The 24529-nt window shown below is 58.2% G+C and carries 27 protein-coding genes; 15 read left to right on the top strand and 12 right to left on the bottom strand.

What is annotated here, in order from left to right:
• The first annotated feature begins 14 nt into the window (after window positions 1-14).
• Entirely contained in the window at window positions 15-542 is a 528-nt protein-coding gene (locus ABR39_RS21000; protein ID WP_047348554.1) for a helix-turn-helix domain-containing protein, read from the top strand.
• Window positions 543-622: 80 nt separating this feature from the next.
• A complete protein-coding gene (locus tag ABR39_RS20995) occupies window positions 623-2587 on the top strand; it encodes a peptidase U32 family protein (protein WP_047348553.1) in 1965 nt (654 codons plus the stop codon).
• Here the strand turns inward: ABR39_RS20995 and ABR39_RS20990 are convergent, their stop codons facing one another.
• On the bottom strand, window positions 2588-2818 hold the full coding sequence (locus ABR39_RS20990; RefSeq protein WP_047348552.1) for a DUF2554 family protein: 231 nt from the start codon (window positions 2816-2818) through the stop codon (window positions 2588-2590).
• Window positions 2819-3059: 241 nt separating this feature from the next.
• Between ABR39_RS20990 and ABR39_RS20985 the strand changes: the two genes are divergently transcribed.
• Complete coding sequence (locus ABR39_RS20985) at window positions 3060-3422, top strand: hypothetical protein (RefSeq protein WP_047348551.1); 363 nt, start codon at window positions 3060-3062, stop codon at window positions 3420-3422.
• Window positions 3423-3589: 167 nt separating this feature from the next.
• On the opposite strand, the gene ABR39_RS20980 is transcribed toward ABR39_RS20985, so the two are convergent.
• A complete protein-coding gene (locus ABR39_RS20980) occupies window positions 3590-4126 on the bottom strand; it encodes a dihydrofolate reductase family protein (protein ID WP_047348550.1) in 537 nt (178 codons plus the stop codon).
• Window positions 4127-4178: 52 nt separating this feature from the next.
• Entirely contained in the window at window positions 4179-5186 is a 1008-nt protein-coding gene (ftrA, locus tag ABR39_RS20975; RefSeq protein ID WP_047348549.1) for a transcriptional regulator FtrA, read from the bottom strand.
• Between the two features lie 73 nt (window positions 5187-5259).
• Here ftrA and ABR39_RS20970 point away from each other — a divergent pair, with 73 nt between their 5' ends.
• The 8 genes from ABR39_RS20970 (at window position 5260) to zinT (ending at window position 13277) form a co-directional block, all read left to right on the top strand.
• Window positions 5260-5673, top strand: coding sequence for a rhodanese-like domain-containing protein (locus ABR39_RS20970; RefSeq protein WP_047348548.1), 414 nt, complete (start codon window positions 5260-5262; stop codon window positions 5671-5673).
• A 156-nt stretch (window positions 5674-5829) separates the two neighbouring features.
• The gene (locus ABR39_RS20965; RefSeq protein ID WP_047348547.1) at window positions 5830-6933 is read left to right on the top strand and encodes a cobalamin-independent methionine synthase II family protein; all 1104 of its coding nucleotides are present in this window, start codon (window positions 5830-5832) and stop codon (window positions 6931-6933) included.
• Between the two features lie 202 nt (window positions 6934-7135).
• Complete coding sequence (gene urtA, locus ABR39_RS20960) at window positions 7136-8407, top strand: urea ABC transporter substrate-binding protein (protein WP_047348546.1); 1272 nt, start codon at window positions 7136-7138, stop codon at window positions 8405-8407.
• Between the two features lie 23 nt (window positions 8408-8430).
• Entirely contained in the window at window positions 8431-10005 is a 1575-nt protein-coding gene (gene urtB / locus ABR39_RS20955) for an urea ABC transporter permease subunit UrtB (protein ID WP_047348545.1), read from the top strand.
• Window positions 10005-11078, top strand: coding sequence for an urea ABC transporter permease subunit UrtC (gene urtC / locus ABR39_RS20950; protein ID WP_047348544.1), 1074 nt, complete (start codon window positions 10005-10007; stop codon window positions 11076-11078). Before urtB ends, urtC begins: the two co-directional genes overlap by 1 nt.
• Window positions 11078-11875, top strand: coding sequence for an urea ABC transporter ATP-binding protein UrtD (urtD, locus tag ABR39_RS20945; RefSeq protein ID WP_047348543.1), 798 nt, complete (start codon window positions 11078-11080; stop codon window positions 11873-11875). The genes urtC and urtD overlap by 1 nt, the downstream gene beginning before the upstream one ends.
• A 9-nt stretch (window positions 11876-11884) precedes the next feature.
• Window positions 11885-12583, top strand: coding sequence for an urea ABC transporter ATP-binding subunit UrtE (urtE, locus tag ABR39_RS20940; RefSeq protein ID WP_047348542.1), 699 nt, complete (start codon window positions 11885-11887; stop codon window positions 12581-12583).
• Window positions 12584-12635: 52 nt separating this feature from the next.
• A complete protein-coding gene (zinT, locus tag ABR39_RS20935; protein ID WP_047348541.1) occupies window positions 12636-13277 on the top strand; it encodes a metal-binding protein ZinT in 642 nt (213 codons plus the stop codon).
• Window positions 13278-13326: 49 nt separating this feature from the next.
• On the opposite strand, the gene ydeE is transcribed toward zinT, so the two are convergent.
• Entirely contained in the window at window positions 13327-14520 is a 1194-nt protein-coding gene (ydeE, locus tag ABR39_RS20930; RefSeq protein WP_047348540.1) for an efflux MFS transporter YdeE, read from the bottom strand.
• Window positions 14521-14714: 194 nt separating this feature from the next.
• Between ydeE and eamA the strand changes: the two genes are divergently transcribed.
• Window positions 14715-15617 carry an O-acetylserine/cysteine exporter gene (gene eamA / locus ABR39_RS20925; RefSeq protein ID WP_047348539.1) on the top strand — a complete coding sequence of 301 codons (903 nt, stop codon included), beginning with the start codon at window positions 14715-14717 and terminating at the stop codon, window positions 15615-15617.
• Between the two features lie 32 nt (window positions 15618-15649).
• Here eamA and marB read toward each other — a convergent pair whose 3' ends face one another.
• From marB to marR, 3 genes are read right to left on the bottom strand one after another with little or no spacing between them, the layout of a single operon-like run.
• On the bottom strand, window positions 15650-15868 hold the full coding sequence (gene marB, locus ABR39_RS20920) for a multiple antibiotic resistance protein MarB (protein WP_047348538.1): 219 nt from the start codon (window positions 15866-15868) through the stop codon (window positions 15650-15652).
• 33 nt (window positions 15869-15901) lie between these two features.
• A complete protein-coding gene (marA, locus tag ABR39_RS20915) occupies window positions 15902-16282 on the bottom strand; it encodes an MDR efflux pump AcrAB transcriptional activator MarA (RefSeq protein ID WP_008502237.1) in 381 nt (126 codons plus the stop codon).
• A 20-nt stretch (window positions 16283-16302) separates the two neighbouring features.
• Window positions 16303-16737, bottom strand: coding sequence for a multiple antibiotic resistance transcriptional regulator MarR (marR, locus tag ABR39_RS20910; RefSeq protein WP_008502236.1), 435 nt, complete (start codon window positions 16735-16737; stop codon window positions 16303-16305).
• A 255-nt stretch (window positions 16738-16992) separates the two neighbouring features.
• Here marR and ABR39_RS20905 point away from each other — a divergent pair, with 255 nt between their 5' ends.
• Window positions 16993-17658: a MarC family NAAT transporter gene (locus ABR39_RS20905; protein WP_047348537.1), complete on the top strand. Its 666-nt coding sequence runs from the start codon at window positions 16993-16995 to the stop codon at window positions 17656-17658.
• Between the two features lie 95 nt (window positions 17659-17753).
• Here the strand turns inward: ABR39_RS20905 and ABR39_RS20900 are convergent, their stop codons facing one another.
• A complete protein-coding gene (locus ABR39_RS20900; RefSeq protein WP_047348536.1) occupies window positions 17754-18950 on the bottom strand; it encodes a sugar transporter in 1197 nt (398 codons plus the stop codon).
• A gap of 177 nt (window positions 18951-19127) precedes the next feature.
• On the opposite strand from ABR39_RS20900, the gene ABR39_RS20895 reads away from it, so the two are divergent.
• Together ABR39_RS20895 and ABR39_RS20890 are read left to right on the top strand one after the other, a co-directional pair.
• Window positions 19128-19916, top strand: coding sequence for a PhzF family phenazine biosynthesis protein (locus ABR39_RS20895; protein WP_047348535.1), 789 nt, complete (start codon window positions 19128-19130; stop codon window positions 19914-19916).
• A gap of 27 nt (window positions 19917-19943) precedes the next feature.
• Window positions 19944-20735 carry a PhzF family phenazine biosynthesis protein gene (locus ABR39_RS20890; RefSeq protein ID WP_047348534.1) on the top strand — a complete coding sequence of 264 codons (792 nt, stop codon included), beginning with the start codon at window positions 19944-19946 and terminating at the stop codon, window positions 20733-20735.
• Here the strand turns inward: ABR39_RS20890 and ABR39_RS20885 are convergent.
• Genes ABR39_RS20885 through ABR39_RS20870 form a run of 4 tightly spaced genes read right to left on the bottom strand, consistent with a single transcriptional unit; the run spans window position 20732 to window position 24455 of the window.
• The gene (locus ABR39_RS20885; RefSeq protein WP_047348533.1) at window positions 20732-21409 is read right to left on the bottom strand and encodes an SDR family NAD(P)-dependent oxidoreductase; all 678 of its coding nucleotides are present in this window, start codon (window positions 21407-21409) and stop codon (window positions 20732-20734) included. The genes ABR39_RS20890 and ABR39_RS20885 overlap by 4 nt on opposite strands.
• A 1-nt stretch (window position 21410) precedes the next feature.
• Entirely contained in the window at window positions 21411-21881 is a 471-nt protein-coding gene (locus tag ABR39_RS20880) for a YhcH/YjgK/YiaL family protein (RefSeq protein WP_047348532.1), read from the bottom strand.
• Entirely contained in the window at window positions 21878-23041 is a 1164-nt protein-coding gene (locus ABR39_RS20875; RefSeq protein WP_047348531.1) for a sialidase family protein, read from the bottom strand. Before ABR39_RS20875 ends, ABR39_RS20880 begins: the two co-directional genes overlap by 4 nt.
• Window position 23042: 1 nt before the next feature.
• Window positions 23043-24455: a sodium:solute symporter family protein gene (locus ABR39_RS20870; RefSeq protein WP_047348530.1), complete on the bottom strand. Its 1413-nt coding sequence runs from the start codon at window positions 24453-24455 to the stop codon at window positions 23043-23045.
• Between the last annotated feature and the right edge of the window lie 74 nt (window positions 24456-24529).

Raw genomic sequence — 24529 nt, 5'->3', positions numbered from 1 at the left:
CACCAGGAGGGAACATGGACATCACACTACATCTTGCAACAACGCTGAAAACGCTGCGTCAGGCGCGCGGCTGGAGTTTGTCGAAGCTGGCGGACGAAACCGGCGTTTCCAAAGCCATGCTCGGGCAAATTGAGCGCAATGAATCCAGCCCGACGGTGTCGACGCTGTGGAAAATCGCCACGGGGCTGAACGTCCCGTTTTCCACGTTCATCACGCCGGAGGCGGACCGCCAGGCGGTGTTTGACCCGCAGCAGCAGGCGATGGTGGTTAAACCGCTTTTCCCGTGGGATGAGACGCTCCGGTTCGATCATTTCTCCATCACGCTGGCACCCGGTGCCCTGAGCGAGTCCACGCCGCACGAGGCGGGAGTGATCGAACACGTGGTGGTCATCAGCGGCGAACTGGAGATGAAAATTGACGGCGAATGGCAGTCAATTTCCGCCGATTCGGGCGTCCGTTTTGCCGGCGATAAACCGCATGCCTACCGCAACAGCAGCGACCGGACGGTGCATTTTCACTCCCTGATTCATTATCCCCGCTGAGGCTACGCAAAACTGTTTCGCTGACGCATACTTCTGACTACAATAGCCGCCATTTTGACCATAACGGATAACGACGAAGTATGCGCCTGCAATCCCATCATCTTGAACTATTAAGCCCGGCCCGCGACGCCGCCATTGCCCGTGAAGCGATCCTTCATGGGGCAGACGCCGTCTACATTGGCGGCCCTGGCTTCGGTGCCCGCCATAACGCCAGCAACAGCCTGAGCGATATTGCTGAACTGGTGCCGTTCGCCCACCGTTTCGGGGCGAAAGTGTTCGTGACCCTGAACACCATTCTTCATGATGATGAGCTGGAGCCTGCGCAACGTCTGATTACCGATCTCTACCAGACCGGCGTCGATGCCCTGATTGTTCAGGATATGGGCGTGCTCGAGCTGGATATTCCCCCCATTGAACTGCACGCCAGCACCCAGTGCGATATCCGCACGGTAGAGAAGGCGAAGTTTCTCTCCGACGTTGGCTTTTCGCAGATCGTTCTGGCGCGCGAGCTTAACCTGAATCAGATCCGCGATATTCATCAGGCGACCGACGCGACGATTGAGTTCTTCATCCACGGCGCGCTGTGCGTCGCCTATTCTGGACAGTGCAACATTTCCCACGCGCAAACGGGCCGCAGCGCCAACCGCGGCGACTGTTCTCAGGCCTGCCGCCTGCCGTATACCCTGAAAGACGATCAGGGCCGCGTCGTGGCGTTCGAAAAACATCTGCTCTCCATGAAGGATAACGATCAGACCGCTAACCTGGGCGCGCTGATCGATGCAGGCGTGCGTTCCTTCAAGATTGAAGGGCGTTACAAAGACATGAGCTACGTGAAGAACATCACCGCGCACTATCGCCAGATGCTGGACGCCATTATTGAAGATCGCGGCGACCTGGCACGCGCGTCGGCCGGTCGTACCGAGCATTTCTTTGTTCCGTCAACGGACAAAACGTTCCACCGCGGCAGTACGGACTATTTCGTGAATGCCCGTAAAGGGGATATCGGCGCGTTTGACTCACCGAAGTTTATCGGTTTACCGGTCGGCGAAGTGCTGAAGGTGGCGAAAGATCATCTTGACGTTGAAGTGACGGAGCCGCTGGCTAACGGCGACGGCCTTAACGTGATGATCAAGCGTGAAGTGGTGGGCTTCCGCGCCAATACGGTGGAAAAAACCGGTGAGAATCGCTACCGCGTGTGGCCGAACGAAATGCCGGCCGATCTCTACAAAGCGCGGCCGAACGCGGCGCTTAACCGTAACCTCGACCATAACTGGCAGCAGGCGCTGCTGAAAACCTCCAGCGAACGCCGCATCGCGGTAGACATTGAGCTGGGTGGCTGGGAAGAGCAGCTTATTCTGACCATGACCTGTGAAGACGGGATTAGCGTGACGCATACGCTTGACGGCCTGTTCGAGGTGGCAAACAACGCGGAAAAAGCGCTTAACAGCCTGAAGGACGGCGTGGCGAAGCTGGGTCAGACGATTTACTATGCGCGCGCTATCGACGTGAATCTGCCGGACGCGCTGTTCGTGCCGAACAGCCTGCTTAACCAGTTCCGTCGCGAAACGGCAGAGATGCTCGATGCCGCACGCCTGGCGCAGTATCCGCGCGGCAGCCGTAAAGCCGAAGCCGTTCCGGCGCCCGTTTACCCGGATACGCATTTGTCCTTCCTCGCCAACGTCTACAACCATAAGGCCCGTGCGTTCTACCACCGCCACGGCGTGCAGCTGATCGACGCGGCCTATGAAGCGCACGAAGAGAAGGGCGACGTGCCGGTGATGATCACCAAGCACTGCCTCCGCTTTGCGTTTAACCTGTGTCCGAAGCAGGCGAAAGGGAATATCAAAAGCTGGAAGGCCACCCCGATGCAGCTGGTGAATGGGGACGAAGTTCTGACCCTTAAATTTGACTGCCGTCCTTGCGAAATGCACGTCATTGGCAAGATGAAAAACCACATCTTCAAAATGCCGCAGCCCGGCAGCATTGTGGCCTCCGTTAGCCCTGACGATCTGATGAAAACCCTGCCAAAGCGCAAGGGCAGCTAATTACCGAACGTGCGTGTCCGGTTTGCGCGATTTCTGCCACAGGTGGTGGTCGCGCAAACCCTCTGCCGACTCTTCCGCCTCGCTTCGCAGCTCATCGCTGTCGGCTTCATGACGAAGCTGATGCTCCACATTCTTTACCCATATATATTCATGCCCTTTGTGTCCAGCCATAATCTGGCCTGAGAACAGCGCGCAGATAAGCATGACGAAAGATAACCCTTTTTTAATCATGGTTTCACCGCAGAATGAGAACGCGGAGCTATCATGCCAATAATTCCATCGTGTTATTATTCGGTAATTCAAATTAACGCAAAGTGATTGTCAGGTTTTGTCGAATTTACGCCGGAGTGAGATTTTTCTTAAAATTAATTTACTGATGATTAACCGCCATTTCTGGTACAAAATTGGACATTAGATTTAGAGAATAATCCTATATAATAGGAATCCTCTGGCTAAGGAATGGGTCTGTTAAATGAAAAAAATAATGATGCTTGCGCTTCTCGTGGTCGCCGTTGGGGCAACCGCAGGGTTTCGCTATATCAACGATGATGAACCGGAATATATTCACTCTGCAGAAGCTCGCGTAGGGTCTTATTTAACCAGCGATTACGGTCACGTCGACTGTAATAGCACCAAAATTAATGACGATCGCTGGGAATTAGGCTGTACCCACAAAGCGCGCGGAAAAACATTCCAGTTTGCCGTATATCCGTCTGAAAAAGCACCGTATGGCGTTTCGCGCTCGTTTTATCTTGAGGCCATCAATGATGACGCCAGAGAGAGTGCGGAGCAGGGCCTGATGCGTTATTTGCAAATCAATACCCAGGCAGGTTAATAGCGCTGTTTAGGGTTCGTTAAGATGAATAGTGGTAGGTTGTAAGGGATCCGCTGCCCGGCCATGGAGTGTCGGGACGTAGAGACCAAAATACAAATCTATCCATGCAAGCATTTACCGCCAGTTAATGGCGGTTTTTTTTTGCCCGCAGCGGCGCAGGCGTGGCTTTATGGCGTTACACGATAGTGCGACTGCACCAGGCCCGAAGGGAAGCTGCGGCTTGATACCAGTGTCAAATCTATATCCCGTGGAAGGGTGCCGAACAGCGGTTTTCCCGACCCGAGCAGAACCGGAACGGTCGTGATAACCATATCGGCGACCAGCCCTTCGCGCAGGAACGACTGTATCACCCGGCCGCCATCGAGATAGACGCGATGGACGTTTTGCGCGGCGAGATCGTCGAGAGCCTCCTTTGGCGTGCGTCCTGAAAACTGCACTTTGCCCTTCAGCGTCTCCGGCACGGGAGTATTGGCCAACTGTCGGGAGAGTACCAGCACGGGGCGGTCATAAGGCCATGCGTCAAAGGTCAACACCTTCTCGTAGCTCCCCCGGCCCATCACAATCCACTCTTTGTCGGCGATGAACGCCGCATAGCCATGATCTTCTGTCGGGTCATCGCGCTGCAGCAGCCAGTCGATGTCGTCATTCTCCCGGGCGATGTAGCCATCAAGGCTGACCGCGATAAAAACGTGTGTGGTAACCATCAGGTGCTCCGTATTCCTGCGTAATCAACATGGCGATATCCAGACCGCCCCCTCAGCGGGCAGCGTCGGGACGTGAAAATTGTTTGCGATACTGGGCCGGGGAAAGCGCGAACTGCTGGCGAAAATGATGGCGCAGCGTCGATGCCTGCCCAAACCCGGTCTGTTCTGCGATGCTGTCGATGCTTAAACGGCTGCTTTCCAGATAATCTTTGGCCCGCAGCAGGCGTTCATTGAGTAACCAGCGCGCGGGCGTTGTTCCCGTTGCTGCCTCGAAGCGACGAAGAAAGGTGCGCTGGCTCATGCCAACCCGACGCGCCAGCGAGTCGACGCTGTGCGGCTCAACGAGATGCGTATGCAAAAAATCAAACAGCTGACCCAGACGCTGGCTTTCCCGTAGCTGCGCGACCGGGCGGCTCAGCTGCTGCGGCTGCGAGCCGTCCCTGTGCGGGGGAATGACCAGCCGACGCGCGACGCTGTTGGCGGTTTCCATTCCATAGTCCCGGCGCACGACGTGCAGACAGAGATCGATCCCCGCCGCGCTGCCTGCGGAGGTCAGTATATTCCCTTCGTCCTGGTAGAGCACATCCTCGACCACGTCGATGTCCGGGTAGCGGGCCTTAAGCGCGTCAAGGTAGCGCCAGTGCGTCGTGGCTTTGCGCCCGTTCAGCAGCCCCGAGGCGGCCAGAACAAACACGCCCGAACAGATGGACAGCAGCTGACAGCCCCGCGCGCTGGCCTGACGTAAGGCGCTGCAGAGCGCGTCCGGAACCGGTGCATCCAGACCCCGCCAGCCCGGCACGACGATCAGGTCGGCAGACTCAAGCAGGGAAATATCGCCGTCGGTAATGATGCGGATCCCGCCCGTCGCCCGAAGTTCACCGCTATCTACGCCTGCCACCGCAAAACGATACCACTCGTCTCCTAGCTCGGGACGCGGCAGGCCGAAGATCTCCACCGCCACGCCAAACTCAAAGGTACACAGGCCGTCATACGCCAGCACGACCACCTTCGGGCGGGGAGTTTGTCTTAAGTTTGTCATCTTTTTGCTGTTTTCTGGCATACACGAGCGCATTCACGAGCTGAATTTGTGGATAGAGTAGTGTTATCACAAACGCCAAAGATGAGGAAGAATCATGAGCTATGTTACTGAATTTCCGGCTGCCGAGCCGCAGGAGGCCGTCACCCATTTTCTGCGTCGCCTGAGTGTGGAAACCGACTGTGCTGACGTGCATCACGCTATCGCCAACCAGGAGCAGGATTTCGTGCTGCTGCACGTGGTGGGGAGCCCGGAGCAGTTTGCCCGCCGTCACGTGCCTGGCGCACTGCATATGCCGCGGAGCCAGATTACCGCGGAGCGCATGGCCCAATGGCCCGAGGGCACGCTGTTCGTCGTTTACTGCGCGGGACCGCACTGTAACGGCGCGGACAGGGCCGCGCTGAAGCTGGCGCGTCTTGGGCTGCCGGTCAAAATCATGCTCGGGGGCATCACCGGCTGGGAAGATGAAAAGTTCGCCTTTGCCAGCAGCGAAACCGCCGCTGTCCTGTGAACATGAATTTTTTTCAACACCCGTGAAATTTTCTCGTTTGCCGGAACAGGACAGGTATGACATCTTTTTTGGACATTTAGACATCCAGAAGTCTAAAACTTCAAATGATGAATTATCACTGCCGGCAATTATCGCCGGCAGGCTGAGGAGATTTCCATGCAACGACACCACGCCCCGTTCCGCGCCGATGTAGTCGGCAGCTTTTTACGCCCGGATGCGATCAAACAGGCTCGCCAGAAGTTCGCCAGCGGCGAAATTGACGCCGGACAGCTTCGTGCGGTTGAGGATGACGCTATCCGCCACGTCGTTGAGCAACAGTGCGCGTGCGGGCTGAACGTGGTCACCGACGGCGAGTTCCGCCGCGCCTGGTGGCACTTCGACTTCTTCGACGGTCTGCAGGGCGTTGAGCGTTACGATTCACAGCAGGGCATTCAGTTTAACGGGGTGCAAACCAAAGCCCACGGCGTACGCGTGACCGGCAAGCTGGGCTTTGGCGAGCATCCGATGCTGGAAGACTTTCGCTATCTGAAAAGCATCAGCGGTGAAGCCCTGCCGAAAATGACCATCCCAAGCCCGAGCGTGCTGCATTTCCGCGGCGGTCGCAAAGACATCGATGCGACCGTGTATCCGGACCTGGACGTCTATTTCGACGATCTGGCGACCACCTGGCGCGACGCCATCCGGGCCTTCTACGACGCGGGCTGCCGCTACCTGCAACTGGATGACACCGTCTGGGCCTACCTCTGTTCGGACGATCAGCGCCGCCAGATCCGCGAGCGCGGGGATGATGCCGACGAGCTGGCGCGCATCTATGCCCGCGTGCTGAACAAGGCCCTGGAGGGCAAGCCGGACGATCTGACTATCGGCCTGCACGTCTGCCGCGGTAACTTCCGCTCAACCTGGATCTCCGAGGGCGGCTATGAGCCGGTGGCGGAAGTGCTGTTTGGCACGGTCAACGTTGACGCGTTCTTCCTGGAATATGATAACGACCGCAGCGGGGATTTCGCGCCGCTACGCTTTGTCCGCCCGGGCAAGCAGCAGGTGGTGCTGGGTCTTATCACCACTAAAAACGGCGAGCTGGAAAATCCTGAGGGCGTGAAGGCGCGTCTGGAAGAGGCGGCAAAATACGTGGCGATAGAGCAAATTTGCCTTAGCCCGCAGTGCGGCTTTGCCTCTACCGAAGAGGGCAACAGCCTGAGCGAAACCCAGCAGTGGGACAAAGTCCGTCTGGTGACGCAGATCGCCAGCGAAGTCTGGTAATCACGCTTTCCCGGCGCTGCATTATAAAAGTGCAGCGCTGTGCCATTCTGAGTCGTTCTCTTTACATCCCGCTTTCCAGGTCCTGAAATAGCGCTTTCTCCATTCTGGCATCCTTTTTGCTCCTGCTTCGCTGAGACATTTTTTTCCGCGTCCACGCCGTAACGGACGTCTTCGCACAGCGTTCTTTTTCAGGAGTGAAAATATGCATCGTCGTACTTTATTAAAAGCCTTCGCGTTGTCTGCCTCTGTCGTTGCTATGGGAATGAGTTTCGGCGTGCAGGCGGCCGACACCATCAAAGTGGGGATCATGCACTCTCTTTCCGGCACCATGGCGATCTCCGAAACTCCGCTGAAAGACGTTGCCCTGATGACGATTGACGAGATCAACGCGAAAGGTGGCGTGCTGGGCAAGAAGCTGGAGCCGGTGGTGGTTGATCCGGCCTCAAACTGGCCGCTGTTTGCCGAGAAAGCACGCCAGCTGTTAAGTCAGGACAAAGTGGCAGTGGTGTTCGGCTGCTGGACGTCGGTATCACGAAAATCCGTCCTGCCTGTGTTCGAAGAGCTGAACGGCCTGCTGTTCTACCCGGTGCAATATGAAGGCGAGGAGATGTCGCCGAACGTCTTCTATACCGGCGCGGCGCCGAACCAGCAGGCCATCCCGGCGGTGGAATACCTGATGAGCGAAGACGGCGGCGCGGCGAAGCGTTTCTTCCTGCTGGGCACGGACTACGTCTACCCGCGCACCACCAACAAGATCCTGCGCGCCTTCCTGCACTCGAAAGGCGTTGAGGATAAGGACATCGAAGAGGTTTATACCCCGTTTGGCCATAGCGACTACCAGACCATCGTCGCCAACATCAAGAAATTCTCCGCCGGTGGTAAAACCGCCGTGGTTTCGACCATCAACGGCGATTCCAACGTTCCGTTCTACAAAGAGCTGGCTAACCAGGGGCTGAAGGCGACGGACGTGCCGGTCGTTGCGTTCTCCGTGGGTGAAGAAGAGCTGCGCGGGATCGACACCAAACCGCTGGTAGGCAACCTGGCCGCGTGGAACTACTTTGAGTCCGTCGATAACCCGACCAACCAGGCCTTCGTGGCGGACTATAAAGCCTATGCCAAAGCGCATAAGCTGCCGAACGCCGATACCGTGGTGACCAACGATCCGATGGAGGCCACCTACGTGGGTATCCATATGTGGGCGCAGGCGGTGGAAAAAGCGGGCAGCACCGACGTGGATAAAGTGCGTGCGGCGATGGCCGGGCAGTCCTTTAAGGCACCGTCTGGCTTTACGCTCACCATGGATGCCACCAACCACCACCTGCACAAGCCGGTCATGATCGGCGAAATCGAAGGCAACGGCCAGTTTAACGTGGTGTGGCAGACGGAACAGCCGGTACGCGCCCAGCCGTGGAGCCCGTTCATTGCCGGGAATGATAAAAAGCCCGACCAGCCGATGAAAACCGCCAGCAACTAAGCCATCACCGCAGGGAGAAAGCCATGAACCTCATACGCACGCTTGTCGCGCTTGTATGGCTTACCGGACTGCTGCCAGGGATGGCGCAGGCATCGGACGCCGATCGTTTTGTTGCCGCCAGTCGCAGCCAGCAGGCGGAACTGCTGGCGCAGTGGGCCGCATCGCCGGATGCGGCAAGGTTGCCGCTGCTCCAGGCGCTGCAAAAGGAAAACCTCTACGTCGACGCGCAGAAGCACGCCTTTGCACAGCGTAATGGCGACGTCATCCCGCTCGGCGAAAGCCAGGCGGCTGCGGGGCCAACCAGGGCCGTTCGCCTGACTAACCGGCTGCGGGTGCTTGCCGCAACGGCCATTGCAACCCATCAGCTCGTCAGTGACAGTGTCACCGAAAGGCGCGCGGCGGCGCGCCAGCTTCAGCGGGACGCCCAGCCCGGTATGCAGGCTTTCCTGGAAACGCGGCTAAAGGATGAATCGGACGCGGTGGCGCGTCAGGCGCTGCTGCTGGCGGTGGCGAATCTTCAGCTGGCCAGCCCGCAGGCAGAGGTGCGCCGCAGGGCGGTCGAACGGCTCGGGCAGTCCGACGATCCGGACGTGGAGTCCAGACTCACCCCGTTTACTCAGGCACAAACCGAGCCTGACGCCGGGGTTCGCGCAGCCGCGCAGGAGAGCCTTAGCCAGATCCAGCATCGGCTGATGTGGGGCGACCTGCTGGGCCAGGCGTTTATGGGGCTGTCGCTGGGGTCGGTGCTGCTGCTGGCGGCGCTGGGGCTCGCCATCACCTACGGCCTGCTGGGCGTAATTAACATGGCGCACGGCGAGATGCTGATGCTGGGCGCGTATGCCACGTGGATGGTGCAGCAGGCGATGGCCGGGCTTGCTCCCCAGTGGCTGTGGCTCTATCCCGTTATCGCGCTGCCGGTCGCATTCTGCCTGACGGCAGGCATCGGGATGGTGCTGGAGCGCACCGTGATTCGCCATTTGTATGGCCGTCCGCTGGAAACGCTGCTGGCAACGTGGGGGATCAGCCTGATGCTTATCCAGCTGGTGCGCATGACGTTTGGCGCCCAGAACCTGGAGGTGGCGAACCCGGCCTGGCTTTCCGGCGGGGTGCAGGTTTTTGCCAACCTGACCCTGCCGTGGAACCGCATCGTGGTGCTGGGCTTCGTGCTGCTGGTGCTGTTCTTCACCTGGCTCATTCTGAACAAAACCCGTCTCGGCCTGAACGTGCGCGCGGTAACGCAAAACCGCAGCATGGCCGCCTGCTGTGGGGTACCGACGGGCCGGGTCGATATGCTGGCCTTCGGGCTTGGCTCCGGTATTGCGGGCCTGGGCGGCGTGGCGCTTTCCCAGCTCGGTAACGTCGGGCCGGAGCTGGGCCAGGGTTACATTATCGACTCGTTCCTTGTAGTCGTTCTTGGCGGGGTTGGCCAGCTGGCAGGCAGCGTCGCCGCGGCGTTTGGCCTGGGGATCTTTAACAAAATTCTTGAACCGCAGATGGGGGCCGTGCTGGGTAAGATCTTGATTCTGGTGGCGATCGTGCTGTTTATTCAGAAACGCCCTCAGGGACTGTTTGCGCTGAAAGGGAGGGTAATTGACTGATGAGCCAGCCGCTGACCTTAACGCTGGTGCGTAAAGCGCCGCGCACAACGCAGATTGCCGGCAGCCTGCTGGTCGTGTGCCTGCTGATACTGCCGTTTTTCGCCTTACTGCCCGCGACGCATCCGCTGGCGCTATCGACCTGGATGCTGACCCTTCTCGGTAAGATCCTCTGCTACGCCATCGTGGCGGTGGCGCTGGATCTGGTGTGGGGCTATGCCGGCATGCTGTCCCTGGGGCATGGCATTTTCTTTGCCCTGGGCGGCTACGCGATGGGTATGTACCTGATGCGCCAGGCGTCCGGCGACGGTCTGCCTGCGTTTATGTCGTTTCTCTCCTGGAGCGAACTGCCGTGGTTCTGGTGGGGCACTCAGCATTTTGCCTGGGCGCTGATGCTGATTGTGCTGGTCCCCGGGCTGCTGGCGCTGGTGTTTGGCTGGTTTGCCTTCCGCTCGAAGATCAAAGGGGTCTATTTCTCGATTATGACCCAGGCGCTGACCTATGCCGGGATGCTGCTGTTCTTTCGCAACGAAACCGGCTTTGGCGGCAATAACGGCTTTACCGGCTTCACCACGCTGCTCGGGTTTTCGGTGACGGAAACTACCACGCGCGTCGCGCTGTTTCTGGCGACCGTGCTGTTGCTGCTCCTGGCGCTCGGCACCGGGTTTGCGCTGGCAAAGAGCAAGTTTGGCCGCATCCTGACCGCCGTTCGCGACGCCGAAAACCGCCTGACCTTTTGCGGGTACGATCCGCGCGGGTTCAAGCTGCTGGTGTGGACGCTGTCTGCGGTGCTGTGCGGCCTGGCCGGGGCGCTGTATGTCCCTCAGGTGGGCATTATCAACCCCGGCGAAATGTCGCCGACGAACTCGATAGAAGCCGCCATCTGGGTAGCGCTGGGCGGGCGCGGCACGCTGGTGGGGCCGGTCATTGGCGCGGCGCTGGTCAACGGGGCGAAGAGCTTCTTCACCGTCGCGATGCCGGAGTACTGGCAGCTGTTTCTGGGACTGATTTTCATCGCCGTCACGCTGTTTTTACCGCGCGGCGTTTACGGCCTGTTTCGTAAGGGAGAGAAATAATGCAGCCAGCCGAAGGGTTATTCACCCGCCAGCTGCCCGGTGACCGCTACCGCGAGCAGACCGACCCGGTGCTTCAGCTTGAATCCATTAACGTGAATTTTGATGGCTTTCAGGCCCTGACCGATCTCACGCTGAATATCGGCGTGGGCGAGCTGCGCTGCGTGATTGGTCCCAACGGGGCAGGTAAAACCACGCTGATGGACGTGATCACCGGCAAGACGCGGCCAAAAAGCGGGCGGGCCATTTACGATCAGTCCGTCGATCTGACCGGGCTGGAGCCTGCGGCCATCGCCCGCCAGGGCATCGGGCGTAAGTTCCAGAAACCCACGGTCTTTGAAGCGCTGACGGTGTGGGAAAACCTCGAAATCGCGATGAAAACCGATAAATCCGTCTGGGCGAGCCTGCGGGCAACGCTCAGCGGTGATCAGCGCGACCGTATCGATGAGATGCTGGTTTTGCTTCGCCTTAGCAGCGAGCGGGATCGCCGCGCCGGGCTGCTATCGCACGGGCAAAAGCAGTTCCTGGAGATTGGTATGCTGCTGGTGCAGGATCCGCACCTGCTGCTGCTGGATGAACCCGCCGCCGGGATGACCGACGCGGAAACGGAATATACCGCAGAGCTGTTCAAAACGCTGGCGGGGAAACATTCCCTGATGGTGGTGGAGCACGACATGGGTTTTGTGGAAACCATCGCCGATCGCGTGACGGTGCTGCATCAGGGGCGCGTGCTGGCGGAGGGGTCGCTTCGCGAGGTGCAGGCCAACGAGCAGGTGATTGAGGTCTATCTGGGACGTTAAGGAGAGGTGATGCTACAGGTCAACGAACTGAATCAGTATTACGGCGGAAGCCATATCCTGCGCGGCGTGAGCTTTGAGGCCGTCACCGGCGAAGTCACCTGTCTGCTGGGACGCAACGGCGTAGGGAAAACCACGCTGCTGAAGTGTCTGATGGGGCTGATCCCGGCGAAAACCGGGGAGGTGATCTGGCAGGGGAAAAAGATCACCCACAGCAAGCCGCACCAGCGGGTGCACTCTGGCGTCGCGTACGTCCCGCAGGGACGGGAGATTTTCCCGCGCCTGACCGTGGAGGAGAACCTTCTGCTGGGGCTGTCGCGCTTCTCAGCCCGCGAGGCTAAGCAGGTGCCGGACGAAATCTGGCAGCTGTTCCCGGTGCTCAAAGAGATGAAGCACCGTCGCGGCGGCGATCTCTCCGGCGGGCAGCAGCAGCAGCTGGCGATTGGTCGCGCGCTGGCGAGCCGCCCGCAGCTGCTGATCCTCGATGAGCCCACGGAAGGCATACAACCTTCGGTGATTAAGGAGATAGGCCTGGTGATCCGCACCCTGGCGAACCGGGGGGATATGGCGATCCTGCTGGTCGAGCAGTTTTACGACTTTGCCGCCGAGCTGGCCGACAGCTACCTGCTGATGTCGCGCGGCACCATTATTCAGCGCGGGCGGGGAGAAAACATGGAGCAGGAGGGCGTTCGCGGGCTGGTTGCGATTTGAAATGTTATAATATAACATTCGAATTCTTATAAAACGGAACGAGGGTGTTATTTTGGCTGCACATATTGGGAAATTTGCCATGACTCTGGGGGCGATGCTGGTCAGCGGCCAGCTGTTTGCCCATTCACACGGACACGCGATGAGCGAAGCGGAACAAAAGGCGGCGAATGGCGTCTTTGAGGACAAAGACGTTAAGGACAGACCTCTGTCGGACTGGGACGGCACCTGGCAGTCCGTCTATCCCTTCCTGCTTGACGGCTCGCTGGATCCGGTCTTTAAACAGAAGGCCCGGAAGGATAAAAGCAAATCCTTCGACCAGGTTAAAGCCTATTACCGCACGGGTTACGCGACGGACGTGGATGCCATCGGCATCGAAAATAACGTGATGGAATTCCATAAAGGCAATGCGGTCAGCAGCTGTCGCTATGATTACAGCGGCTACAAAATTTTGACCTACGCATCGGGGAAAAAGGGCGTTCGCTATCTGTTTGAGTGTAAGGATGCCGGCAGCAAGGCACCGAAGTTTGTGCAGTTCAGCGACCACACCATCGCGCCAAAGGCCTCTTCGCATTTCCACATCTTCATGGGCAACACCTCACACGAGGCGCTGCTGAAGGAGATGGATAACTGGCCGACCTATTATCCGAACGAGATGTATAAACAGCAGGTGGTGGAGGAGATGCTGCACCACTAGACTGTTGCTGTTGCCGGGGGGCGGCTACGCCTTACCCGGCCTACAGGCGCTACGCCACGTTGGGCGTTTCGCACCACGCCTTCACGCTCATCCCGCGCAAAATCATCAGCCATGCGACCACAATGGCGGCCATCATAATCACGAACAGCGACCAGTGCGGCAGGTTGGTCAGGATAATACCGGTGATCATCGGGTTTGCCGCCGCGCCGAGCCAGCCCAGCGCCTGGGCGGAGAAGTAGCTGGCTTTCATCCCCGGCGGGGCGATGTTATCGATCAGCATGTATTCACCCGGCGCATAGATAATCTCACCCAGCGTAAAGATGGCGGCAGCGATGCCCCAGTAGACCAGGTTTTCACCGGAGAGCATAAAGCCGGCCAGCCCCGCGATGAAAAACAGGGTGGCTGCGGTCATCAGCGGGCGAATATTGCGGGCAGAGATCTTGCGGCCCAGCGCATACTGCAGCGTCACCACCACGGCGGCGTTAACGGGCAGCACCACGGCGACCACCTTTTCGGCGAAATTACTGTCCGCATGCGCGGCCAGGACATACTGCGAAATGCAGGTGGCGAACGAGCCGCCGACGTATGACGCGAGCAGGCCAGAGAGCGTGTACCAGAACAGCGCGCGGTCCTTCAGCAATACCGACGGCTGCCAGGGCATCTTCTCCTCGGCGGTATCTAACGCCACGCTCTTTTGCACAAAGAAATGGATAAACCCCAGCGGCAGCGCGGCGCAGAAGGCCGCCAGCCAGAACGGGAGCTGCAGGCTGTACATCACCAGCAGGGTGCCAATCGGCGGCCCGATCGTCCAGCCGATATTCAGGAAGCTGTAGTTCAGCGAAAAAACGCGGGCTTTTTCACTGGAGGTCAGCACGTCGGAGAACCAGGCTTTCAGCACCGTCGAAAAGACGGAATAGGCGCAGTTGATCAGCGCAAAGAACAGCACCACCAGCGTGACGTTACCCACCAGCGGGATCGCCACAAATCCGGCGATAAAGGCCACGATGGCGATCAGCATGTAGCGTTTTTTATCGAATTTGTCGGCCAGAATGCCAAACCCCAGGCTGAATACCACGCCAATGGTCAACGCAATCGTCAGGGCATAACCGATATTCTCGACGCTCATGCTGTAGACGCGCGTGAGATAAATGGTCATAAACGGCAGCGTTGCCCCCCGACCAATGGTTAATAACAATGACGATGCCAGCAGCGCCGCGGTTGAGCGCCTGAGAGATGGTTTCATATTCCTGCCCGACAAATGCTTATGCTTTTTTATGTTGTGTTCTAAAAGGAGTATCACGACATAAGGGGCTTGTATAGCGCCCAATTTATCCGTAAGTGCTTCGCCTGACTGCCAGAATTAATGATCTTCTCGTGGCGTACTTTTTTCTGTTACCTTGAAGTGTTAACAAATTATTAATAATTCAGGGGCAGGGTATGACGCGTAAAGATGGGCTGCTGGCGTTGCTGGTGGTCGTAGTATGGGGACTCAATTTTGTGGTCATCAAGCTGGGGCTGCACAACATGCCTCCGCTCATGCTGGCCGGTTTGCGTTTTATGCTGGTTGCGTTCCCGGCCATCTTCTTCGTTGCCCGTCCCAAAATTCCCTTAAAACTGCTGCTGGGCTACGGTTTGACCATCAGCTTTGGCCAGTTCGCATTTCTCTTCTGCGCCATCAAGTTCGGTATGCCGGCCGGTCTCGCCTCGCTGGTCTTACAGGCACAGGCGTTCTTTACCATTATTCTCGGCGCGTTTGTGTTTGGCGAGCGCCTGCAGGGTAAACAGCTGGCGGGAATTACGCTTGCGGTGTTTGGCGTGCTGGTGCTGATAGAGGCCAGCCTGAATGGTCAGCACGTGGCGCTGCTGGGCTTTATGCTGACGCTGGCGGCAGCGCTGAGCTGGGCCTGCGGGAATATCTTCAACAAGTTGATTATGCAGCACGAGGCGCGCCCGCAGGTGATGTCCCTGGTGGTGTGGAGCGCGCTGATCCCCGTCTTACCGTTTATGGTCGCGGCGTGGATTCTGGATGGCCCGCAGGTCATGCTCAACAGCCTGGTCGAGATCGACCTGACCACCATTCTTTCGCTGGTTTATCTGGCCTTTGTCGCTACCATTGTGGGCTACGGGATCTGGGGAACGCTGCTGGGCCGCTATGAAACCTGGCGCGTCGCGCCGTTATCCCTGCTGGTTCCGGTGGTGGGGCTTGCCAGTGCGGCACTGTTACTGGATGAAACGCTGAGCGCGCTGCAGCTGCTGGGCGCCGTGCTGATCATGGCCGGGCTGTACATTAATGTCTTTGGCCTGCGCGTGCGTCGGGCGACGCGGGTAAGAAAGGCATAAAAAAAGCCCCGCGTCTGCGGGGCAAAAACGAATCAGAGGCCGTGCTGATTATAATAAGGCACGCCTAATTCGTCGGATTTGTCGCTACCAGCACCCATATGGTTGAAATCATAAGGCGTCTGGTCATGTGCTGACGGCAAAATCATCGTATCAGGATTATTTTGCTGCGTTGCACGAGGGGTTTGCTCCGCGAAGGTCTGGCTGGAGAACAACACCAGCAAGGCGAGGGCGGCGGAGGCGGTAACTTTCATGATTTCCTCGGTTACGTCTGTTACAGGCGATGATTAACTACAGTGTTTTAACGGATACAGGTATCGGGATTCGCCCGGCACGCTGGTGATTCGGTACTTATGAGGCGGCACGTCAAAATAGTTCTTGAACGTGCGCGTCAGGGTTTGCTGCGATTCAAATCCGTAACGCTCCGCCAGGTAAAGGATCGGCTCATTGCTTTCTTTCAGTTTCTGGGCAATTTCCGTCAGCTTGCGGCTGCGAATGTATTGTCCTAATGAATGGCCGGTCTCTTTTTTGAACATCCGTTGCAGGTGCCATTTGGAGTAACCTGAACGCTCTGACACTTTTTCAAGGGAGAGCGGCGATTCCAGGTTATCTTCGATCCAGTCCAAAATGCTATGAATGGTGATAGCGTCAGTATTGCGTCTGGACATCGTCATACCTCTTTTTCTGTTTACGGCAGTATTTTCTTCAGCAAGAGCTCAAGGGTTGCCACTTCATCTGCCGTTAAGTTTTTTGTTAGTTCCTGATGCAGTGTTTGTCCTACTAATTGATGACATTGCTCGCACATGGCCGCGCCATCGCTGGTCAGCTTTACCAGTACGCCGCGTTTGTCATTGGGGTTAGGGCTACGTTCTATCCATCCTTTGCAGACGAGACGATCGAGCATGCGGGTCAACGCACCCAGATCGACAGAGAGCACCTTTTTCAGCTCAACCGGTGTGATACACACTTCGCAGCGAATGGAACACAGCACTTTGAACTGTGTTGCGGTGATATCCAGCGGTGACAGATAGTCGTTGAGCAGGCGGTCTTTTTTCTGATTTACCATATGAATAAGACGACCCAGCGGAACAACGTCGTTAAAGATATCACTGGTGCTTTTCACAATGGTTGCCCTGGCAAGTAGTTAGTCACGGCAGATATTATTGCTCAGGCAAGTATAAGTCAACTGAATGAGTAAGCCGATGCCACGAATTGCTAAAACGTTTCATGAACTTTTTTTGAGGGCTTTCAAATCAGATAGATAACTGTGAGTTATGATTTCAGAAGGAGAAGAATCGTTACGCTGCGCCCATAGCTGAATGTCACATTTTCACCCTATAATTGCTGAGTTAACTATGGATAAGGACAACAACGCACTATGTTGGATTTAATTAAAGCAATCAGCCTTGGGCTGGTGGTCTTGCTGCCGTTGGCTAACCCGTTAACGACGGTGGCGCTTTTCCTCGGGCTGGCAGGGAATATGAACAGCGCCGAGCGCAACCATCAGTCGCTGATGGCCTCGGTGTACGTGTTTGCCATCATGATGGTGGCCTACTACGCGGGACAGGTGGTGATGAACACCTTCGGGATCTCCATCCCTGGCCTGCGCATCGCCGGGGGGCTGATCGTGGCCTTTATCGGTTTCCGCATGCTGTTCCCGGCACAAAAGGCCCATGAGTCGCCGGAAGCGGCCAGCAAATCCGAAGAGCTGGAAACCGAACCGAGTGCGAATATCGCCTTTGTGCCGATTGCCATGCCAAGCACGGCGGGGCCGGGTACCATCGCGATGATCATCAGCTCCGCGTCGACGGTGCGCGACAGCGCAACCTTCCCGGACTGGGTGCTGACGGTTGCGCCGCCGCTGATTTTTGCAATCATCGGGGTTATCGTGTGGGCGTCGCTGCGCAGCTCCGGCGCCATTATGCGCTGGGTAGGCAAGGGCGGTATCGAGGCGATTTCCCGTCTGATGGGCTTCTTGCTGGTGTGTATGGGCGTGCAGTTTATTATTAACGGCGTGCTGGAAATTATTAAGACCTATCATTGATGTGATTGCCGGGTGGCGCTGCGCTTACCCGACCTACAAAAAGACGGATTTCGTAGGCCGGGTAAGGCGAAGCCGCCACCCGGCACCAACAACCCTCACCCATGCTGCCCCTGTTCCTCCAGCGCCACCGGCCATTTACGGAAGATGAGCACTGACCAGACAAGCGCCACCAGCGCCGGAATGGCGCCCAGATAGCCAATCGCCGACATCGACACGTGCAGGCTGACCTGATTTCCCACCAGCGCCCCCGCGCCAATGCCCAGATTGAAAATACCGGAAAAGAGCGACATCGCCACGTCCGTTGCATCCGGCGCCAGAGCCAGCACTTTCACCTGCATGCCCAGGCCAATCACCATGATCGCCACGCCCCAGAACAGGCTGAGGATCGCCAGATGGCTCTCGCTGCCCGCGGCGGGCATCAGCAGCAGCAGGCAGGCCAGCAGCAGGCCAATGGCGCTGCTCACAAGCGTGGAAGCATGGCGGTTGCCGAGCTTACCGAACAGCACGCTGCCAATAATGCCCGCACCGCCGAGGATCAACAGTAAGACGGTGGCAAAGCTGGCGCTAAAGCCCGCCACAACCTGCACAAACGGTTCAATGTAGCTATACGCCGTGTAATGGGCCGTCACCACGATGGCGGTCAGCAGGTAGATGCTCAGCAGCGCGGGGCGGCGCATCAGCAGCGGCAGGCTTTTCAGCGAGCCGGAATGCTCGCTGGGCAGCGCGGGCAGCAGTTTTATCAGGCACACCAGCGTAATCAGCGCGCCCATGCCGATGGCGAAGAAGGTGGTACGCCAGCCGAAGTATTGCCCCACGATGCGGCCAATCGGCAGACCCAGCACCATCGCCAGCGCGGTACCGGTGGCCAGCAGGCTCAGCGCCTGAGCGCGTTTACCCGCCGGCGCCAGGCGAATAGCCAGCGACGCGGTGATCGACCAGAACACCGCATGGGCAAAGGCAATGCCAATTCGGCTAATGACCAGCACCGTAAAATTCCACGCCATAAACGACAGAACATGACTGGCGATGAACAGCACGAACAGACCGATCAGCAGCCTGCGCCGCTCTATCTGGCTGGTCAGCAGCATAAACGGCAAAGACATCAGCGCCACCACCCAGGCGTAGATGGTCAACATAATGCCCACCTGAGCCGTTTCCATCTGGAAACTTTCAGCGATGTCAGACAACAGCCCAACCGGAACAAATTCTGTGGTGTTAAAGATAAACGCGGCAATGGCCAGCGTGACCACGCGTAGCCACGCAACCCTGCGGGAAACTGTGTTCGTTGTCATAGGGATGTCGGAGATTCGTTGCTGAAAAGAAGAGGGGACGATCTTAAAACGTTGAACGGCGAAAACTCAACCATTATGTGATGCAGATCTCAATATTTACCTTATGAAAGCGGTAGCCGGGGACGCTGTTTTCATTGAATATAAAAGAACAACACAATAAAAACAGGCGGTAAGACAATGCAGGAGATTGATTTTTATCTGGTCGATGCGTTCAGCGAGACCTCGTTTGGCGGCAACCCGGCGGCCGTTTGCCCGCTCAAGGAATGGTTACCCGACGAGACCTTGCTGAAAATGGCGCAGCAGCATAATCAGTCAGAGACGGCCTTTTTTGTCTGCAGTAAAGGCGGCATTGAGCTACGCTGGTTTACCACGCTTACCGAAGTCAATCTCTGCGGCCACGCTACGCTCGCGGCGGCGCACGTCCTGTTTACCGAGCTGGACTACCCTGATTCGCGGATCCACTTCGATACCGCGTCTGGCCGCCTGACGGTCAGCCGGGAGGGGGAGTGGATGACGCTGGACTTCCCGGCATGCCCAACCCAGGAAGAGATGCCCCCGCCGGAGATGCTCTCGGCGCTGGGCATCAGCCGCTACGTTGAGGCCCGTAAAGGGCGCGCCTGGCTGATCGTGCTGGACAACCGCCAGCAGGTTGAAGCCCTCGCACCGCGCTTTTCAGCGATGACGCCAGGCGAGCATAAGGTGAGCGTTACGGCGCGCGGTGAGGGGGAATATGATTTTGTCAGCCGCTTTTTCTCCCCGGGCGTCTCCGTGCCGGAAGACCCGGTTACCGGCTCCGCGCATACGATGCTAATCCCCTACTGGAGCGAGAAGCTGGGTAAAACGACTCTGTTTGCCCGCCAGGTTTCAGCGCGAGGCGGTGATGTACGCTGTGAGCTGAAAGGCTCGCGCGTGCTGATGGGCGGGCAGGCCACACTTTATCTGAAAGGCACAGTTTTTCTGCGCTAAAGAGCCATAACAAGAGAGGAAGAGACAATGCAGGAAATTGATTTTTATCTGGTGGATGCCTTCAGCGACAAAACCTTTGGCGGCAACGCCGCAGCGGTATGTCCTCTCGAAGAGTGGCTGCCCGACGAGACGCTGCTCAAAATGGCGCAGCAGCATAACCAGTCTGAAACCGCGTTTTTCGTGCGCACCGACGGCGGGTTTGAGCTGCGCTGGTTCACCACGCTGGATGAAATTAACCTCTGCGGCCATGCCACGCTTGCCGCATCACACGTCATTTTCGAATACCTTGATTATCCGCATACCGAAATCACCTTCACCACGCGCTTTGTCGGCGAGCTGACCGTCAAACGCAGCGGCGACTGGCTGACGCTGAACTTCCCCGCATGGACGACGGAAATCGTCGAAAACCCACCCGAGCTGCTGCTTAGCGCGCTGGGCACCTCAGAGGCGAAAGAGGTGCGCGTCGGACGCGATTACATGGTCGTGCTGGAGAGCCAGCAGCAGGTGGAAGCGTTAACGCCGGATATTGGGGCGATGCTTCCGCTGGATAAAATGGTCTGCGTGACGGCACCGGGAGAGCAGTATGACTTCGTCAGCCGCTTCTTCTGCCCGGGGGAAGGGGTGCCGGAAGATCCGGTCACCGGGTCTGCCCACAGCATGCTGATCCCGTACTGGAGCGAAAAGCTGGGTAAAACGTCACTGAACGCCCGCCAGGTGTCGTACCGTGGCGGGGACCTGCGCTGCGAGCTGAAGGGCGACCGCGTGCTGATTGGCGGCCAGGCGACGCTGTATCTGAAAGGGCGCATCTATCTGCGCTAGCCGAGTGAGGCGCCGCCGCATATAACCATCTCCTGGCCGGTGATGGCGGCGGCGTCGTCGCTAAGCAAGAAACTCACCAGTCCCGCCACCTCTTCTGGCGCGATGAGACGCCCGATTGGCGGACATTTGGGGGGCGAAGTTTCCCGTCCGGGCGCGCTGAGCATCGGCGTTTGGGTGGCGCCCGGCGCGACCACGTTAGCGGTGATCCCGCGAGGAGCCAGTTCCGCCGCCCAGCTTCTGACCATCCCCACCATCGCCGCTTTGGTGGCAACATACTGCGATCGTCCTGCTGCCCCGCGGGAGGTTCTGCTGCCTATCGCCACCAGCCGTCCACCCGGAGCCATTGCGGGAGCAAAATGGTTAAACAACGCCTCACAGGCCAGAACGTGGAGCTGCCACAGTGACGCGCTAACGCGGCTTTCCAGCTGGCCCAGCGGCGCGGCGGCCATCATCCCGGCGGCATGGATCACCGCCCTGGGCGTAGCGATGGTGTGCAGGGCGCTTCTCAGCGCGTCCGGGTCGGTGATATCAACGCGAAGGCAGGTGAAGCCGGGGGTATCCGGCATCACGGCCCGTCGGCTGAGCCCGGTGACCTGCCAGCCCTCCGCCAGCAAACGCTTAACGATGGCCTCCCCAATTCCGGAGCTGGCTCCGGTAACGACGGCGTGGCGCATGTCAGACCTCCAGCATCGCGCGCGGAATTTTAAACACCGCTTTGCGCACGGTCATCGGTGCCTCTGCGGCGCACAGCGCCTGGTGAGGTTCACCGGGACAAAACACCGCAAAGTCGCCCGCGGCCAGGCGTATCCTGACGTTGTGTTCGGCGGATGAAGCAATAAAGAGATCCGGCTTACGCTCTTCGTCACCCGGCCTGCCTGCGGGAAGCGCGCCAGCGTAAATGTATTCTTCACCGGCTAACACGATTTGGATATCCGCCCACTGATGATGATACTCCGTGTGCCGCGCGGCGCGCGGCTGGGTTTGCGCCGGGCCGATGTGGCAAAACCATGGCGCATCGTCTGGCTGCCAGCGCCCGTCATCGCGTTCGCTGAGCGCCTTAAGCGTGCAGTCCGGGCGCGAAAGCAGGGCGTACAGCGCCGGCGGGAGCCCTGCCAGCGGCAGGGCGTTGAGATGTCCGATAATCATACTGTCTCCTTGACCCATTCTGGCGTCACCCGCACGTATTTGATGGCCTGGCGGAAGTACGTGTACGCGATATGCAGATCCCCTTCAGGACCCTGCTTGATGCTGGGATAGGAGAACTCGCGGTTGAGCTTTTCCAGCGAGTTGTTGGTCATGCAGTAGCCATCCCCCTCGTCCAGATGACGTTGCCACGGCCAGCTTTTCCCGCCGTCCGGCGAAATGGCGACCGTCATCGGCGCGCGCGGTGCGCCCCAGAAGGCAGCACGACCGTGGGTGACAACCGGCTCCTTGCGCCCGTCGCCATCGTCTATTTCATCATATAGCGAGGCGCGACGTTCCCGCGCGCCGGCGGCGCTCATGGCGTTAAAGACCAGCGCCAGCTCACCGCTCGCAAGCGTGGTCACCTGGATAGACGAATTGTTATTGGGTAGCTCCGTGGGCTCCGGTACGGACCAGCTTTCACCGTTATCCGTTGACTGGCTGTAATAAATATTGTCCGCCCAGCGGCTGCGGAACAGCGCCACCAGGGTGCCGTTGCGAAGCGGGGTGATGTTCATATGCACGCAGCCCAGGCTGTCCGGCACCTCGACGTCGCGCCACGTTTTGCCACCGTCTCTGGAGATTTTTACCGCGCTGATGTCATCATTGCCGACCCATTTCTCACCCGGCCGGGTGCGGCAGTAAAACACCGGCAGCAGCCAGCTGCCGTTGTCCAGCACGACAATCGGCTGGCGGATAAACGTGCCCGGCTTATCGAGCAGGGTCGCGATATCTCCCCAGGTTTTACCCAGATCGCTGGACTGGCGATAGCGCACGATGGCCGTATCCTGATTCCCGGAAACCTGCGCGGTCCACAGCAGCCACAGCACGTTGTCCGGGGCCAGGAACAGAACCGGGTTTTGTTCGGAACGCGTGGCATCGTCCGACAGTTTTACCGCTTCGCTCCACTGCTGGCTGCCCGGCGCCAGGCGTGAACCCCATACGGAGATATCCGCAATGCCTTCCTGAGTACCGCCAAACCAGACGCACATCAGCGAGCCGTCCGGCAGCGGCAGCAGGTTCGCCGCGTGGTTTTGTGGGCAAGAGGAAGGCAGCATGGCGGCCTTCACGTGAGCATCCTGTTGCGGGCGAAGAATCCCGTCGCGGGTTACGGTTACAGACATATCAGACTCCATTATTTTGAGCGGGGGTTGGCGCTTTACCCTGCGCTTTTCCCGGAATGAGGCGGTCGATGGCCATGATGACGGCTGGGGTTATCAGGGCGATATACATATTGTTGATGCCGAAAGGATCGCCCAGCAGATACCAGACCGAGGTCACAACGCAGGCGCCAATCAGACCCGCATTGGCACCGCGGGTGCTGCGGAAGAACGGGGCGTAAAACGCGATGACGGCCACCACGGAAATCGACAGGCGAATGGCGCGGGTAAAGAACGAGAGCTTCAGCACTTCAGGCACCAGCAGCACTAAAATCAGCGGCAGGAATCCAATCAGCAGGGAGATCCAGCGGGTGGCCTTAAACTCCTGCTCGGGCGTCGGATTGCGCATCGGCACGTAAAAGTCTTTGACCACCAGGGAGGCGATGGCCAGCGCAACGGTACTGACGCTGACGAAGATGGACGCCACCAGAGAGGTGGTCACCAGCCCGGCCAGCCACGGGTTCATATCCTGCAGGAAAATCGGCATCGCATAGAGGCTGTCGATTTCCGGGTGCAGGTATTTTGCCGCCACGCCAATCACCGCGATGGCCAGCGCAATCGGCAGGCAGAAGAAGAAGGCGACCCAGGTAGAGCGTTTAGCGGATTTCACGTCTTTGGTGGAGGAAATCGCCTGAATGACAAACTGGGTACAGAAGATGGAGCCGATGGTGCCAATAAGCCACGCGAAAATGGTCGTCGCGCCGATGTTGCCATCCCAGGTCCAGTAGAAGTCCGGCATGTTTTCAATCATCGGCGTAAAACCGCCGGTTTTCGACAGCGCAAAGCCCATGATCGCGAGGATGCCGAAGTATTTCAGCGCGCTGTGCAGCACCGTAACCCAGGCCACGCCCTTCATGCCGCCAAAGGCGAAATAGAAGGTACTGACAATGGCCGTAATAAAGGCGGCTACCGGGAGGTTGACTTTCAATACCGTGGAAATGGCCGCCGCGCCGCTAACGTAGTTCCCTACGTTAACCAGCAGCAGGGCGTAGATCATGATGATGGAGATAATGTTTTTGGTGCTGTTACCGTATTTTTCAGCAATCGCACCCGAGATGGTGATTTTCCCGGTGTTGTAGATGCGCTTTACCAGCAACAGCCCAAAGAGCGGGAAGCCAATCGCGGCCCCGATTACGGACCACGACGCGGCAAACCCGTCTTCAAACGCCGCCTGCGCGGTGCCGATGGTGGATTTAGCGCCGATATACTCGGACATCAGCAGGATCCCGACGATAAACGCCGGCATCGCGCGGGAGCCTTCCATAAAGTCCCCGGAGTTTTTACTGCGGATCCGGAAGGTCAGCCAGGTGGTGAACAGGATGTAGGCAATGACTATGCCCACGATGATCAGGGTATCTTCAGCGGTAAAATTATTCATCTTTGCCTCTCTTCAGGGCGAGTGAATCCTGGGCACCTCAGGCACCCGGTATTCTTATGGACGAAACCAACGCC

The sequence above is a fragment of the Enterobacter genomosp. O genome (genome assembly GCF_001022965.1).
Classification (GTDB): Bacteria; Pseudomonadota; Gammaproteobacteria; order Enterobacterales; family Enterobacteriaceae; genus Enterobacter; species Enterobacter cloacae_L.
This window is presented reverse-complemented; position numbering and strand designations above follow the sequence as displayed.

Bases quoted from the DNA above. Each gene is read 5' to 3' on its own strand.
- ABR39_RS21000 (WP_047348554.1), top strand. From the start codon at position 15: ATGGACATCACACTACATCTTGCAACAACGCTGAAAACGCTGCGTCAG.
- ABR39_RS20995 (WP_047348553.1), top strand. From the start codon at position 623: ATGCGCCTGCAATCCCATCATCTTGAACTATTAAGCCCGGCCCGCGAC.
- ABR39_RS20990 (WP_047348552.1), bottom strand. From the start codon at position 2,818: ATGATTAAAAAAGGGTTATCTTTCGTCATGCTTATCTGCGCGCTGTTC.
- ABR39_RS20985 (WP_047348551.1), top strand. From the start codon at position 3,060: ATGAAAAAAATAATGATGCTTGCGCTTCTCGTGGTCGCCGTTGGGGCA.
- ABR39_RS20980 (WP_047348550.1), bottom strand. From the start codon at position 4,126: ATGGTTACCACACACGTTTTTATCGCGGTCAGCCTTGATGGCTACATC.
- ftrA (WP_047348549.1), bottom strand. From the start codon at position 5,186: ATGCCAGAAAACAGCAAAAAGATGACAAACTTAAGACAAACTCCCCGC.
- ABR39_RS20970 (WP_047348548.1), top strand. From the start codon at position 5,260: ATGAGCTATGTTACTGAATTTCCGGCTGCCGAGCCGCAGGAGGCCGTC.
- ABR39_RS20965 (WP_047348547.1), top strand. From the start codon at position 5,830: ATGCAACGACACCACGCCCCGTTCCGCGCCGATGTAGTCGGCAGCTTT.
- urtA (WP_047348546.1), top strand. From the start codon at position 7,136: ATGCATCGTCGTACTTTATTAAAAGCCTTCGCGTTGTCTGCCTCTGTC.
- urtB (WP_047348545.1), top strand. From the start codon at position 8,431: ATGAACCTCATACGCACGCTTGTCGCGCTTGTATGGCTTACCGGACTG.
- urtC (WP_047348544.1), top strand. From the start codon at position 10,005: ATGAGCCAGCCGCTGACCTTAACGCTGGTGCGTAAAGCGCCGCGCACA.
- urtD (WP_047348543.1), top strand. From the start codon at position 11,078: ATGCAGCCAGCCGAAGGGTTATTCACCCGCCAGCTGCCCGGTGACCGC.
- urtE (WP_047348542.1), top strand. From the start codon at position 11,885: ATGCTACAGGTCAACGAACTGAATCAGTATTACGGCGGAAGCCATATC.
- ydeE (WP_047348540.1), bottom strand. From the start codon at position 14,520: ATGAAACCATCTCTCAGGCGCTCAACCGCGGCGCTGCTGGCATCGTCA.
- eamA (WP_047348539.1), top strand. From the start codon at position 14,715: ATGACGCGTAAAGATGGGCTGCTGGCGTTGCTGGTGGTCGTAGTATGG.
- marB (WP_047348538.1), bottom strand. From the start codon at position 15,868: ATGAAAGTTACCGCCTCCGCCGCCCTCGCCTTGCTGGTGTTGTTCTCC.
- marA (WP_008502237.1), bottom strand. From the start codon at position 16,282: ATGTCCAGACGCAATACTGACGCTATCACCATTCATAGCATTTTGGAC.
- ABR39_RS20905 (WP_047348537.1), top strand. From the start codon at position 16,993: ATGTTGGATTTAATTAAAGCAATCAGCCTTGGGCTGGTGGTCTTGCTG.
- ABR39_RS20900 (WP_047348536.1), bottom strand. From the start codon at position 18,950: ATGACAACGAACACAGTTTCCCGCAGGGTTGCGTGGCTACGCGTGGTC.
- ABR39_RS20895 (WP_047348535.1), top strand. From the start codon at position 19,128: ATGCAGGAGATTGATTTTTATCTGGTCGATGCGTTCAGCGAGACCTCG.
- ABR39_RS20890 (WP_047348534.1), top strand. From the start codon at position 19,944: ATGCAGGAAATTGATTTTTATCTGGTGGATGCCTTCAGCGACAAAACC.
- ABR39_RS20885 (WP_047348533.1), bottom strand. From the start codon at position 21,409: ATGCGCCACGCCGTCGTTACCGGAGCCAGCTCCGGAATTGGGGAGGCC.
- ABR39_RS20880 (WP_047348532.1), bottom strand. From the start codon at position 21,881: ATGATTATCGGACATCTCAACGCCCTGCCGCTGGCAGGGCTCCCGCCG.
- ABR39_RS20875 (WP_047348531.1), bottom strand. From the start codon at position 23,041: ATGTCTGTAACCGTAACCCGCGACGGGATTCTTCGCCCGCAACAGGAT.
- ABR39_RS20870 (WP_047348530.1), bottom strand. From the start codon at position 24,455: ATGAATAATTTTACCGCTGAAGATACCCTGATCATCGTGGGCATAGTC.